This is a genomic window from Mycolicibacterium sp. lyk4-40-TYG-92, from assembly GCF_030209435.1.
In the GTDB taxonomy this organism is placed as follows: Bacteria; Actinomycetota; Actinomycetes; order Mycobacteriales; family Mycobacteriaceae; genus Mycobacterium.
Window position 1 is genome coordinate 221,952 of the sequence record NZ_JARVRX010000010.1, and the last position, 12,725, is coordinate 234,676.

Genomic DNA, 12,725 nt, shown 5'->3' on the forward strand with positions numbered 1-12,725 from the left:
CCGACGTGTCACATAGTCGGCTCGCCGACGTGTCACATAGTCGGCTCGCCACGGTGTCACATAGTCGGCTCGCCACGGTGTCACATAGTCGGCTCGCCGACGTGTCACACCGGCCTGCCATGATGGGGACCATGCCAGCCGAGGCCCCCCCGTCCACGCTCCTCGAGGACCTCGACGACGAGCAGCGTGAGGCCGTCCTCGCGCCCCGTGGCCCGGTGTGCGTGCTGGCCGGCGCCGGCACGGGCAAGACCCGCACCATCACCCGCCGCATCGCGTATCTCGCCGCCGCCGGACATGTCTCGCCGAGTCAGGTGCTGGCCGTCACGTTCACGCAGCGCGCCGCGGGCGAGATGCGCGGCCGCCTCCGCAGCCTGGAGCAGGAGATCGACGGTGCGGCCGGCACCGGGGCCGTCCAGGCCATGACGTTCCACGCCGCGGCGCTGCGGCAGCTGCGGTACTTCTGGCCGCGGGTGGTCGGCGATACGGGCTGGGAGTTGCTCGACAGCAAGTTCGCGGTGGTCGCGCAGGCGGCCAACCGCGCGGGCATTCAGGCCAGCACCGACGATGTCCGCGACCTGGCCGGGGAGATCGAATGGGCCAAGTCGTCCCTGATCAGTCCCGAGCTCTACCCGGAGCAGGTCGCCAAGATCGAACGGGACATCCCGTTCGACGCCGCCAAGGTCGCCGCGGTGTACGCCGGGTACGAGGGGCTCAAGGCCCGTCGCGACGGATCGGCGCTGCTCGACTTCGACGATCTGCTGTTGCACACCGCCGCCGCCATCGAGAACGACGCCGCCGTCGCCGGCGAATTCCGCGATCGTTACCGCTGCTTCGTCGTCGACGAGTACCAGGACGTCACCCCGCTGCAGCAGCGGGTGCTCAACGCCTGGGTGGGGGAGCGCGACGACCTGACCGTGGTCGGGGACGCCAACCAGACCATCTACTCGTTCACCGGCGCCACCCCGCAGTACCTCCTCGACTTCTCCAGGAGATTCCCCGATGCGGCGCTGATCCGGCTGGAGCGCGACTACCGCAGCACGCCGCAGGTGGTGTCGCTGGCCAATCAGGTGATCTCGGCGGCGTCCGGCCGGATGGCGGCCAGCCGGTTGCAGCTCATCGGTCAGCGCGATCCCGGTCCCAAGCCGGTGTTCCGGGAACATCCCGACGAGGTCGCCGAGGCCAACGCGGTCGCCGCCGCCATCAAGAAGCTCATCCAATCCGGTACGGCCCCTTCGGAGATCGCGGTGCTGTACCGCATCAACGCACAGTCCGAGGTGTACGAGGAGGCGCTCACCGCGGCCGGGGTGGCGTTCCAGGTGCGCGGCGGCGAGGGCTTCTTCAGCCGTCAGGAGATTCGGCAGGCGCTGCTGGCGCTGCAGCGCGCCGCGGGACACCAGGGTGACGTTGCCGGTGTCGAGCTGCCGCAGCTGGTCCGGGATTTGCTGGAACCGCTGGGTCTGACGGCCGAACCGCCGGCGGGTACCAAAGCCCGGGAACGCTGGGATGCGTTGTTGGCCTTGGTGGAATTGGTCGAGCAGGAAGTCGCGGTACGTCCCAATCTGGACCTGCAGGGCCTACTCGTCGAGCTGCGCCAGCGCGCCGATTCGCGGCACCCACCGGTCGTGCAGGGGGTGACGCTGGCATCGCTGCACGCGGCCAAGGGCCTCGAGTGGGATGCGGTGTTCCTGGTCGGTCTGGTCGACGGCACGCTGCCCATCTCACATGCGTTGTCGCACGGCGCGGACAGCGAACCCGTCGAGGAGGAACGGCGCCTCTTCTACGTCGGAATCACCAGGGCCAGAGTGCATTTGACCATCTCGTGGGCGCTGGCCCGGGCCGCCGGCGGACGGCAGAGTCGCAAGCCCTCGCGGTTCCTCAACGGGCTCACACCACAGAGCCGGCGCGAACCCCAACAGCCGCAACGCAAACGCGGTCCGGCCCCGCGCTGCCGGGTGTGCAATGCGGCTTTGACGACGTCGACCGCGATCCTGTTGCGGCGCTGCGAATCGTGCCCGTCGAACCTCGACGAGGAGCTGCTCGGCCGGCTCAAGGAATGGCGCCTGCGTACCGCGCAGGAGATGAAGGTGCCCGCCTATGTGGTGTTCACCGACAACACTTTGATCGCGATCGCCGAGGCCCTGCCGGCCGACAATGCCGCACTGGTGGCCATTCCCGGGATCGGTGCGCGCAAGCTGGAGCAATACGGGCCGGATGTGCTGGCATTGGTGAACGCGTCCCGTTAGCCCCACTAAATTGCGCCAAACATGGCGCAAATTGCGCCAAAACCGCTGGTCAAAAAATCGCTTGCCTGATTTTGGTGGTAACGTCTAGCCTCGAAGCCGCAACGAAATCCCGCGAATTCGCACAGTGTGAATCCGCAGTCGACTGCTGAGGAGGTGGCCCCGATGATCAGTTTTGACGCGTCCCGAGGCGCTGTCCTCGCTGTCTCTGGCTCCCGTGCGCCGTTGACCGCTGCTGCCTATGAGGCGGTATCGCGCGTCGGCGCCGGTTGGCATCAGATCGTTGACGTCCCCGCCGTTCCCGCTGCCGCTGCAGCCGCCGCTATGTCGGCGGCACGTCTCGCGACGGCCGGGCATGTCGCCGACATCCCGCAGCGCAAGCGCAACGCCAAGACCTTCGCGTCCGTGAAGCGGGGCACTACTTAGGTAGCGCCCACCTCAGCCACCTGGCCACGGACCCGAAACCACCGGATCCGTGGCCAATGTTTTTGGGGCACAACCTCAAAACCACCACCTGGTCACCGATCCATCAGACAGATGAGACGCAAGACGACCAGGAAGAGGTGATGAGGACATGACTAGCCAGACTTGCCGACAAAGGCTGGCGGTGCCATGTCATATCGGCGATCCAGATATGTGGTTCGCCGACAACCCCACGCAGCTGGAACAGGCCAAGGCGCTGTGCGCCGACTGCCCGATCCGGCTCCAGTGCCTCAACGAGGCGCTGGAACGTGAAGAGCCGTGGGGTGTTTGGGGTGGGGAGATCCTCGAACGGGGTGCCGTCATCGCACGCAAGCGTCCGCGCGGTCGTCCGCGCAAGGACGTTGTCGCGGCTTGACCCGCGAGCGGCCGTGTTTGTACACCGACACACCGTGTTTGGTGTGCACTACGCGGCCGCTCGCGGGCGCCGAGCGGCCGCCTAGCGACTGCGGGCAGACGGCGGGCTAAGGCGTGAAGCCCGGAACCAGTTCCGTGGCAATGGCTTTCACGGGGACGTGGGCGTCCAGCTGACAGCAGATCGCGACGGTCGAGGCGATCACCCGCAGGGGGATCACCAGGTTCCGCGGCATGTCGAGCTGGCGGGCCATCTTGATCTGGTTCACGCCGTTGTCCAGCTGGCCGGCAGCCATTTTCATGATCCAGCGCCGCGTGTAGTGGAAGACCTCGGTCTGGACCGGCTCGACGTACTGCCGCAACATGTTGTCGACCTCGAAGATCGGGACTTCCTCGCCCGGCTGGATGAACCCCGCTTCCGCCATCACCGGCAGCAGCTTGTCGTAGTTCTTGTCCCGCGCCAGGCTGATCATCTCACCGATCGCGGTCGGCAACCCGCCGGGCAGCGGCGCCACGGCGCCGAAGTCGATGACGCCCATCCGGCCGTCGGGCAGCAGCATGAAATTCCCGGGATGGGTGTCCCCGTGCATGATCTCCAGGCGCGCCGGCGCGTCGAATGTCAGCTCGGAGAGCCGGGTGCCCATGAGGTCACGCTGCTCGACCGTCCCCTCCCGGATGATGACCGACATCGGGATGCCGTCCATCCACTCGGCGATGACGACCTTCGGCGCGCTCGCCACGATCGCCGGCACCTTGAAGTGCGGGTGCCCGGCGTAGGCCTTGGCGAACGCCCGCTGGTTGTCGGCCTCCAGCCGGTAGTCCAGTTCCATCTCGGTGCGGTCGATCAATTCGTCGACGACGCCCTGGACGTCGGCGCCGGGCGCCAGCTGCTTGAAGACGCCGACCAGACGCTGGATGGTCTTCAGGTCCGCACGCAGCGCTTCGTCGGCGCCGGGGTACTGGATTTTGACCGCGACCTCGCGGCCGTCGGACCACACGGCCTTGTGGACCTGGCCGATGCTGGCCGACGCCACGGGGGTGTCGTCGAAGGACTGGAAGCGGTCGCGCCACTTGGTGCCCAGCTGCGCGTCGAGCACGCGGTGCACCTTGGCGGCCGGCAGGGGCGGGGCTTCGCGTTGCAACTTGGTCAGCGCCTCGCGGTACGGCTTGCCGTATTGCTCGGGGATGGCGGCCTCCATGACCGACAGGGCCTGGCCGACTTTCATCGCGCCACCCTTGAGCTCGCCCAGCACCGTGAACAGCTGGTTGGCGGCCTTGTCCATCAATTCGGCGGTCACTTCGTCCTTGGACTTGCCCGCCAGGCGCTTGCCGAAGCCGAGCGCCGCCCGTCCCGCCATGCCGCCGGCCAGACCGGCGAGCTTCGCGTTGCGTGCCACACTGCCCCGTTTGATATCAGCCACGTTTACATCATCCATGACGTTGCTGAGTGCACGGCAGCGACATGGCAACGGGTGTTGTCACGAATGTCGATCGCACCAGTCACACAGCGGATGGCGGGACCATCGGCGCACGACGGTAATCCGTGAGCCGATGTCGAACTCGAGGGTGGCGTCGAGCGTCGGCGGTGGTTCTGCGCGGCTTCGGCCGCCGCGAATCGCGTCGATGACCTGGTCCACCTGGTTGAGTGCCACCGCCGCGGTGGCGAGCACCGTGGCGCGGTCGGCACTGCCGACAGTGCCCTCGAGCTGGGCGGCCAGCACCGGCCACGACGCGTCGCGGTCACTGCGGTGAAGGTCGGCACAGTTCAGGCAACTCGTCGCGCCGGGCAGGACGAGTGGGCCGATCAACCCGGTGCCGTCCCGGATCCGCACCGGCAGATGCGGCACCCCGGCGCGGTGCAGGTCGCGCACCAGGCGGCGGTCGGCGACCAGGAAGTCGGACAGCACCACCAGATCGGCGGCGTCCCTCGTGACGGCGACGTGGCCGAATCGGCTGGTGCGCACCCGGGTTCCGGAACAGCTCAAGGCGCCGGCCAACAGGTCCGACAGGGGACCGCTGCCGTGGATGCGGACCGACACCGGTCGTCGCCCGGTGTGCGGCACCGGCTGCAGCAGCCCCGCTGAGCTCAGGGCGCCGACCAGGCCGGTCCAGCCGTCGACGTCGGTCAGCCCGGCGGCCAACGCGAGTGACCGGCTGCTCTCGGCATCGACGCCGCTCTGCATACCGCGCAACAGGTCAGCCAGCGCACCGGCTGACAACCCTTCCGGTGGCCGGATGCCGATGGCGCGGCGCGGATCCCAGCCGAGCTGCACCGTCCCGTCGGGCCGCTGCAGCACCGGCAGCGCCGGGTTCAAGGTCTGACGGGCCGCGATCATGGCCCAACTGTGCCAACGGCCCGCCGATTCGGCGAATCAGTTATCCACAGGCAGATTCAGCCGTCGGCTTGGTCGTCTCCCGAGTCCCGCTTCAGGTCCTTCTCCAGATCGGCCAGCGCCTGGTCGAGGTCGGTGGTGTCGCCGCCGAGCGCGCGGTCGATGAAGGCCGCAGGCTCATCCAGATCGGCTGCACCCGGCAGCAGGTCGGGGTGCTGCCAGACGGCGTCGCGCTTGTCGGCGCCGACGGCGGTGGTCAGCTTCTCCCACAGCGTCGCGGCCTCGCGCATCTTGCGCGGCCGCAGTTCCAGGCCCACGAGGGTCGCGAAAGTCTGCTCGGCCGGTCCGCCGGTGGCACGGCGACGGCGCAGCGTCTCGCTCAGCGCCGACGTGCCGGGCAACCGGTCACCCAGTGCGGCGGTGACGACGGTCTGCACCCAGCCCTCGATGAGCGCCAGCAGCGTCTCCAGCCGTTCGAGCGCCGCCGCCTGCTCGGGGGTGGCCTTCGGTTCGAACATGCCCTGGCTCAGCAGCTTCTCCATGGCGCCGGGATCACCCATCAGCGACGCCGGATCCAGGCCGGACGCCATTTCCTCGAAGCCGCTCATGTCGATCTTCATGCCCTTGGCGAAGGCTTCGACGGCGCTCAGCAGCTGGCTGGCGAGCCACGGCACGTGGCTGAACAGCCGGTGGTGGGCGGCTTCACGCGCCGCGAGGAATGTCAGCACCTCGCTGCGCGGCTGCTCGAGGCCTTCACCGAACGCCTCGACCGCCTCGGGCATCAGCGCGGCGACGCCTGAGGGCCCCAGCGGCAGGCCGATGTCGGTGGAGGTCAGCACCTCCTTGGACAGCGTGCCGAGGGCCTGGCCCAGCTGTGAGCCGAACGCCATGCCGCCCATCTGCGACATCATGGCCATCAGCGGGCCGGCCATGGCCTTGGCCTCCTCGGGGAGCGCGGACACCCACACGGTCGACAGCTGCTCGGCGACCGGGTCGCACAGGCGCTTCCAGGTGTTCAGCGTGTTGTCGAGCCAGTCGCTCGGCGTCCAGGCCACCGCGCGGGTGGTGCCGGCCGGCAGGGCGGTGACGCCGTCGAGCCAGGTCTCGGCGAGGTGCACCGCGTCGGCGATGGCCGTGCTGGTCTGCTCGGGCACCGGCTTGACGAACCCGATCGAGTTCGCGGCCAGCTTGCGGGCCAGGTCGTAGTTGACCGGGCCGGACTGCGGGCCCGTCATCGACGCGCCCGCGCCGCTGAACATCGCACCGAGCTGGGTGAAAATCTGGCCCAGGTCGGGCATGCCGGTGCCGCCGAACCCGAACGGGTCTGAAGCGCCACCGGAAGAGCCTGGTCCAGGCTCTTTCTTGGATTTATCGCGGTCGGCGTCGTCGCCGCTGGAGAAGCCGAAAGGCAGGTCAGCCATACCGTCAACGGTACTGCCAGGCCGGGCCGCGGGTGGCTTCGCGGGTCATGCTGTCAGCGAACCGAGCCACGAGCTTTACTGTTGGCGGCGTGAACAGGCGGATTTCTACGCTCGTGGTCGCGCTGGTGCCGGTCATCGTGTTCGTCGTGCTGGTGTCGGTGGTGACGGTGCCCTTCGTCTCATTGGGTCCCGGCCCGACGTTCGACACACTCGGTGAGGTCGACGGCAAAAAGGTCGTCGACATCAAGGGCGACGTCAAGGTGCACCCGACGTCGGGGCACCTCAACATGACGACGGTGTCGCAGAGCGACGGGCTGACGCTGGGCCAGGCGCTGGCGCTGTGGATGTCGGGCCGCGAGCAGCTGGTGCCGCGCGACCTGGTGTATCCGCCGGACAAGTCCAAAGATCAGGTCGACAAGGCCAACAACGCCGACTTCAAGAACTCCGAGGAAGACGCCGAGTACGCGGCGCTGAGCTACTTGAAATACCCGAAGGCGGTGACGGTCCAGGCCGTCGCCGATCCCGGGCCCTCGGCCAGTCAGTTGCGCCCCGGCGATGCCATCGACATGGTCAACGGCGTCCCGGTGGCCAATGTCGAGGAGTTCACGTCGCTGCTGAAGAAAACCAAGCCGGGTGACCACGTCGTGCTCGACTACCGGCGCAAGAACGCCGGGATCGGCGTCGCGACCATCACCCTGGGCTCCAACAAGGACCGTGATTACGGCTACCTCGGTACGACGGTGCTCAACGCGCCGTGGGCGCCGTTCGCCATCGACTTCAACCTGGCCAACATCGGTGGCCCGTCGGCCGGCCTGATGTTCAGCCTGGCCGTGGTGGACAAGCTGACCGACGGAAATCTCAACGGCGGCAAGTTCGTTGCGGGTACCGGCACCATCGGCGACGACGGCAAGGTGGGCCCGATCGGCGGTATCACACACAAGATGCTGGCCGCCCGTGAGGCCGGTGCGACGGTGTTCATGGTGCCGGCCGAGAACTGCGCCGAAGCGGTCTCGGCCCATCTCGACGGGCTCGGCTTGATCAAGGTCGAGAACCTCAGCGGCGCGGTTGACGCGCTGCACGCCGTGTCCGCTGGTGGCGAACCTCCCCGCTGCTGAGCGTGCGATCACCCCTGGTTGCGTAGAGTTCATATCGCAAGCTGGCGTTACGGACTTTTCAACAGACTGGAGCTGACGAGTGGGGATGCGGCCTGCGGCGAGGATGCCGAAGCTGACGCGACGAAGCCGAATCCTGGTCGGGATCGCGTTGCTGATCGTCGGCTTGTTGATGGTCGGCCCGCGACTGGTCGACGCGTACGTGGACTGGCTGTGGTTCGGTGAGATCGGCTTCCGTTCGGTGTTCAGCACCGTTCTGGTGACACGCCTGGTGGTCTTCCTGGTGGCCGGCGTCTTCATCGGCGCCGTGGCGTTCGGTGGAATGGCACTGGCGTACCGGTCGCGGCCGGTGTTCGTGCCGGCGTCCGGGCCCAACGATCCGGTGGCCCGTTACCGCGCCACTGTCCTGTCGCGGCTGCGCCTGTTCGCGATCGGTGTCCCGGCATTCATCGGATTGCTGGCCGGATTCGTGGCACAGACCTACTGGGTGCGGGTGCAGCTGTTCCTGCACGGTGGCTCGTTCGGCATCACCGATCCCGAATTCGGCAAGGATCTCGGCTTCTACGCGTTCGACCTGCCGTTCTACCGGCTGGTGCTCGGCTACCTGTTCGTCGGCGTCTTCCTGATGCTCGTCGGGAACCTGTTGGGCCACTACGTGTTCGGCGGTATCCGCTTGTCGGGTCGCCAGGGTGCCCTCAGCCGCGCCGCGCGCATGCAGCTGGTGTCGCTGGTGGGAATCCTGGTGTTGCTCAAGGCAGTTGCCTACTGGTTCGACCGCTACGAGCTGCTCAGCCACACCCGTGCCGGCAAACCCTTCACCGGTGCCGGCTACACGGACATCAACGCGGTGCTGCCGGCGAAGCTGATCCTGCTCGCGATCGCGGTGATCTGCGCCGTGGCGGTGTTCTCGGCACTGGTGTTGCGGGACTTGCGGATTCCGGCTATCGGGCTGGTGCTGCTGCTGCTGAGCTCGGTGATCGTCGGCGCCGGCTGGCCCATGCTGGTCGAGCAGTTCAGCGTCAAACCCAATGCGGCGCAGAAGGAACGCGACTACATCAGTCGCAGTATCACGGCGACGCGCGATGCCTACGGGTTGACCGGTGATTCGGTGACCTATCGCGACTACAGCGGCAACGCGCCCGCCACCGCCGAGCAGGTGGCGGCCGACCGGAACACGACGTCGAACATCCGGCTGCTCGACCCGACCATCGTCGGACCGGCCTTCACGCAGTTCCAGCAGGGCAAGAACTTCTACAGTTTCCCGGACCAGCTGTCCATCGACCGCTACAACGGCCCTGACGGCAAGCTGCGCGACTTTGTCGTCGCGGCACGGGAACTGAACCCCGACCGGCTGATCGACAACCAGCGCGACTGGATCAACAAGCACTCGGTCTACACCCACGGCAACGGGTTCATCGCCTCACCCGCCAACACCGTGCGCGGAATCGCCAACGACCCCAACCAGAACGGCGGCTACCCGGAGTTCCTGGCCAGCGTCGTCGGCGCCAACGGTGCGGCGGTGTCGCCAGGCCCGGCGCCCCTGGATCAGCCGCGCATCTACTTCGGTCCGGTGATCGCCAGTGCACCTTCGGATTACGCGATCGTCGGTAAGAACGGTGTCGACCGCGAGTACGACTACGAGACCAATACCGAGACCAAGAACTACACCTACGGTGGCACCGGCGGTGTCGACATCGGTAACTGGCTGACCCGGTCGGTCTTCGCCGCGAAGTTCGCCGAGCGGAACTTCCTGTTCTCCAGCGTGATCGGGCCCAACAGCAAGATCCTGTTCAACCGCGACCCGGCACGCCGGGTTGAGGCGGTGGCGCCGTGGCTGACCACCGATTCGACGGTCTACCCGGCCATCGTCAACAAGCGCATGGTGTGGATCGTCGACGGCTACACCACCCTCGACAACTACCCGTACTCGGAGCTCACGTCGCTCTCGAGTGCGACCGCAGACTCGAATGAGGTTGCGGTGAACCGGATGTTGCCCGACAAGCAGGTGTCCTACATCCGCAACTCGGTGAAGGCCACCGTCGACGCCTACGACGGCACCGTCACTTTGTACGAGCAGGATGAGCACGACCCGGTGCTGCAGGCATGGATGAAGGTGTTCCCGGACACCGTGAAGCCGAAGTCCGCCATCTCCAAGGAACTTTCCGAGCATCTGCGCTATCCGGAGGATCTCTTCAAGGTCCAGCGCATGCTGCTGGCCAAGTATCACGTGAACGATCCGGTGACGTTCTTCTCGACGTCGGATTTCTGGGACGTGCCGCTCGATCCCAACCCGACGGCCAGCAGCTTCCAGCCGCCGTACTACATCGTCGCGAAAGACCTTGCCACGGGCGGGGATTCGTCGTCGTTCCAGTTGACCACGGCGATGAACCGGTTCCGGCGGGACTTCCTGGCCGCGTACATCAGTGCCAGCTCCGATCCGGCCACGTACGGCAAGATCACGGTGCTGACCATTCCGGGGCAGGTGAACGGTCCCAAGCTGGCGTTCAACGCGATCAGCACCGACACCGCCGTCAGTCAGGACCTGGGTGTCATCGGCCGGGACAACCAGAACCGGATCCGGTGGGGCAACCTCCTGACGCTACCGGTGGGGCAGGGCGGGTTGCTCTACGTCGCACCGGTTTACGCCTCGCCGGGTGCCAGTGACGCGGCTTCGTCGTACCCACGACTGATCCGCGTGGCGATGATGTACAACGACAAGGTCGGTTACGGCCCGACGGTGCGGGACGCCCTCAACGGCATCTTCGGCCCCGGTGCCGGCGCCACCGCGACGGGTCCGGCCCCGACCGACGTGCCGGCCGGTACACCGCCTCCCGCGGCCGTTCCGGGTGCGGTCCAGCCGCCCGCCGCGGGACCGCAGCCTCCGCCGGCAGCGGTGCAGTCTCCTGGGGTGCCGCTCACGTTGTCGCCCGCGAAAGCCGCTGCCCTGCAAGACGTCAATGCGGCCCTGGACGGCCTGCGTGCGGCCCAGCAGAGCGGTAATTTCGCCCAATACGGCACGGCGCTGCAGAAGCTCGACGATGCCATGGCCAAGTACCGCGAGGCGAAGTAGCCCAGACGTTGCGCCAGCAGCCACAGAACTGCCCAATTCCTTCGGGAGTTGGGCAGTTCTCTGTTCGGCACAGGTTCGGCATGCGGGTCCAAAAACCCTGTCTGACCATACGATTTGGTTCATTCGGCAGCGTTGGGTAACGTTGTATTCACCGACGCGGGGTGGAGCAGCTCGGTAGCTCGCTGGGCTCATAACCCAGAGGTCGCAGGTTCGAATCCTGTCCCCGCTACTAGCGAGAACGGCCCCCGGAGAACTCTCCGGGGGCCGTTTTCTATCGGCTTGGGAACGCGATTGGGAACATTCGCAAAGCTAACGATTTTGTACGCTCTCAGGTTGGATCACCCGGGTCGATGTGAGCCAATCTGGCCATAGGCATGTCCCTGACTCCCGGAGTTGTACCGGCGTGGTCGCCATCAGCGATGGCTGGACGCGATGGCATTTTGCTCTCGACGTCGCGGCAACGACGACTGGCCGGTCAGCGGCGGCCTACGCCGCTGTCATACCGACGTCGACGGCATCGGCGCCGGGGACGTTCTTGATTCTCTATTCGCCGAGATCGATGAAGCGACGCTTGCGGACCAGGATCCGGGCTTGGCGCCGGACCCGACGCTGGTTGCGTTGCGCCGCATTAACAGGGCAACCTGTTGTTCTGGGTCGAAGCCGTGCGCCGTGATCCCGCCGTGCCAGTGGCGCCCAACCGCGGACCTCAGCCGCGATCATCGCCCGCGACCTAATCCGCCGTGGTCTCGACGACAGCGTGCGGCAAGGGTGGCGCGCAGGGCAGAACGTGGCGTGGCGACGCTGGTTGAGCATCGCCCTCGGATTTGCCGGCGATCCCGGTGAGCTCGCCGAACTGCTGGACTCAAGTGCACTGAGAAAACTGTCTGAGTGCGCGCCGAGGCATGGAAAGAAACCAGCTGCGCCGTAGGCGATTTCGCGAGCCGCGAGGAGTAGAGCAATCGGTCCGTTTGTGAGAAACTAACGGCGAGCGATGTGTGTCGGAAGTTGTGGATTGAGCGACTCGTCACTTGGTCGGGCGTGGAGTGATGAAGACGCCTTCGGCCTGCACGGTGACGCCATCAGGGGTTGTGATGTTGCCAACCGCAAAGGTTTTCATTCTGTCGACTCGGTCAATGCGCGCCTCGATCCTGAGAGGGCCAAGTGCGGTGCCCTTCTCATATCGGAGGGTGAGTGTTCCAGTGACTGCGGGCTGGCCGGGCTTATGGGCTGTCGCACCCAGGATGTGGTCAAGGAGGAGGGCGCAGATTCCGCCATGAACTTGGCCGGGCGGTCCTTCGTATGCGGCGCCCAATGTGGTTTCGGCCCAGGTTGTTCCGTCGTCGTCGTGGTGTACAGCCAATGGGGGAGCGAGGGCGTTACGCAGCCCGATAACTGCGTTGCCCCAAGCGAGCGACGACCCGTTGAGCTGGGGCTGGACACCAAATGATCCCGGTGTCAGGGCGCGGCCGAGTTCGTCTGCGGCGGCATCGATTTTGGCCTGAGCCGATTCGATAGTGAGAGCGTCGCATTGGCTGCGAATGGTGAAATCGACCAGCCGGCGAACCGAATCTGTGAGGGAGCGGTAGAGAGCTTCTGGCACAGGGGCATTCGTTTCTGTCATTTGGTCAGGTCGCACGAGCTGATCCGGTAGCTCGGCATATGCGGTCAAGCCAGTTGGTCGCTGATCGGGGTGGACGAGACGACATATACGGCGG

At 66.5% G+C, this 12,725-nt stretch carries 9 protein-coding genes and 1 tRNA gene; 6 read left to right on the forward strand and 4 right to left on the reverse strand.

Translation table 11 applies throughout. The features are described from left to right. Window positions 1–122 precede the first annotated feature (122 nt). The 3 genes from QRN63_RS15855 to QRN63_RS15865 all read left to right on the forward strand — a co-directional run bounded on the left by QRN63_RS15855 (window position 123) and on the right by QRN63_RS15865 (window position 3,078). Complete coding sequence (locus QRN63_RS15855) at window positions 123–2,243, forward strand: ATP-dependent DNA helicase UvrD2 (protein ID WP_285031601.1); 2,121 nt, start codon at window positions 123–125, stop codon at window positions 2,241–2,243. A 162-nt stretch (window positions 2,244–2,405) separates the two neighbouring features. After that, window positions 2,406–2,666 (forward strand): hypothetical protein, encoded by a 261-nt coding sequence (locus QRN63_RS15860; protein WP_267318062.1) that lies wholly within the window; start codon window positions 2,406–2,408, stop codon window positions 2,664–2,666. A gap of 148 nt (window positions 2,667–2,814) precedes the next feature. Beyond that, complete coding sequence (locus tag QRN63_RS15865) at window positions 2,815–3,078, forward strand: WhiB family transcriptional regulator (protein WP_155899276.1); 264 nt, start codon at window positions 2,815–2,817, stop codon at window positions 3,076–3,078. A 106-nt stretch (window positions 3,079–3,184) separates the two neighbouring features. Here the strand turns inward: QRN63_RS15865 and QRN63_RS15870 are convergent, their stop codons facing one another. Genes QRN63_RS15870 through QRN63_RS15880 form a run of 3 tightly spaced genes read right to left on the reverse strand, consistent with a single transcriptional unit; the run spans window position 3,185 to window position 6,828 of the window. After that, window positions 3,185–4,510: a macrolide-binding ATPase MABP-1 gene (locus QRN63_RS15870; RefSeq protein WP_285031602.1), complete on the reverse strand. Its 1,326-nt coding sequence runs from the start codon at window positions 4,508–4,510 to the stop codon at window positions 3,185–3,187. Window positions 4,511–4,552: 42 nt separating this feature from the next. Continuing rightward, on the reverse strand, window positions 4,553–5,410 hold the full coding sequence (locus QRN63_RS15875) for a bacteriocin biosynthesis cyclodehydratase domain-containing protein (RefSeq protein WP_285031603.1): 858 nt from the start codon (window positions 5,408–5,410) through the stop codon (window positions 4,553–4,555). A 56-nt stretch (window positions 5,411–5,466) separates the two neighbouring features. Beyond that, on the reverse strand, window positions 5,467–6,828 hold the full coding sequence (locus tag QRN63_RS15880; RefSeq protein ID WP_285031604.1) for a zinc-dependent metalloprotease: 1,362 nt from the start codon (window positions 6,826–6,828) through the stop codon (window positions 5,467–5,469). An 89-nt stretch (window positions 6,829–6,917) separates the two neighbouring features. On the opposite strand from QRN63_RS15880, the gene QRN63_RS15885 reads away from it, so the two are divergent. The 3 genes from QRN63_RS15885 (at window position 6,918) to QRN63_RS15895 (ending at window position 11,239) form a co-directional block, all read left to right on the forward strand. After that, window positions 6,918–7,943 (forward strand): YlbL family protein, encoded by a 1,026-nt coding sequence (locus QRN63_RS15885; protein ID WP_285031605.1) that lies wholly within the window; start codon window positions 6,918–6,920, stop codon window positions 7,941–7,943. A 79-nt stretch (window positions 7,944–8,022) separates the two neighbouring features. Further along, complete coding sequence (locus tag QRN63_RS15890) at window positions 8,023–11,010, forward strand: UPF0182 family protein (protein WP_267318057.1); 2,988 nt, start codon at window positions 8,023–8,025, stop codon at window positions 11,008–11,010. Between the two features lie 155 nt (window positions 11,011–11,165). Then, window positions 11,166–11,239 (forward strand) — tRNA-Met (locus QRN63_RS15895). Window positions 11,240–12,034: 795 nt separating this feature from the next. On the opposite strand, the gene QRN63_RS15900 is transcribed toward QRN63_RS15895, so the two are convergent. Next, a complete protein-coding gene (locus QRN63_RS15900) occupies window positions 12,035–12,631 on the reverse strand; it encodes a PaaI family thioesterase (RefSeq protein WP_285031606.1) in 597 nt (198 codons plus the stop codon). Window positions 12,632–12,725: the final 94 nt, after the last annotated feature.

Bases quoted from the DNA above. Each gene is read 5' to 3' on its own strand.
- QRN63_RS15870 (WP_285031602.1), bottom strand. From the start codon at position 4,510: ATGGATGATGTAAACGTGGCTGATATCAAACGGGGCAGTGTGGCACGC.
- QRN63_RS15875 (WP_285031603.1), bottom strand. From the start codon at position 5,410: ATGATCGCGGCCCGTCAGACCTTGAACCCGGCGCTGCCGGTGCTGCAG.
- QRN63_RS15900 (WP_285031606.1), bottom strand. From the start codon at position 12,631: ATGACAGAAACGAATGCCCCTGTGCCAGAAGCTCTCTACCGCTCCCTC.
- QRN63_RS15865 (WP_155899276.1), top strand. From the start codon at position 2,815: ATGACTAGCCAGACTTGCCGACAAAGGCTGGCGGTGCCATGTCATATC.
- QRN63_RS15880 (WP_285031604.1), bottom strand. From the start codon at position 6,828: ATGGCTGACCTGCCTTTCGGCTTCTCCAGCGGCGACGACGCCGACCGC.
- QRN63_RS15860 (WP_267318062.1), top strand. From the start codon at position 2,406: ATGATCAGTTTTGACGCGTCCCGAGGCGCTGTCCTCGCTGTCTCTGGC.
- QRN63_RS15855 (WP_285031601.1), top strand. From the start codon at position 123: ATGGGGACCATGCCAGCCGAGGCCCCCCCGTCCACGCTCCTCGAGGAC.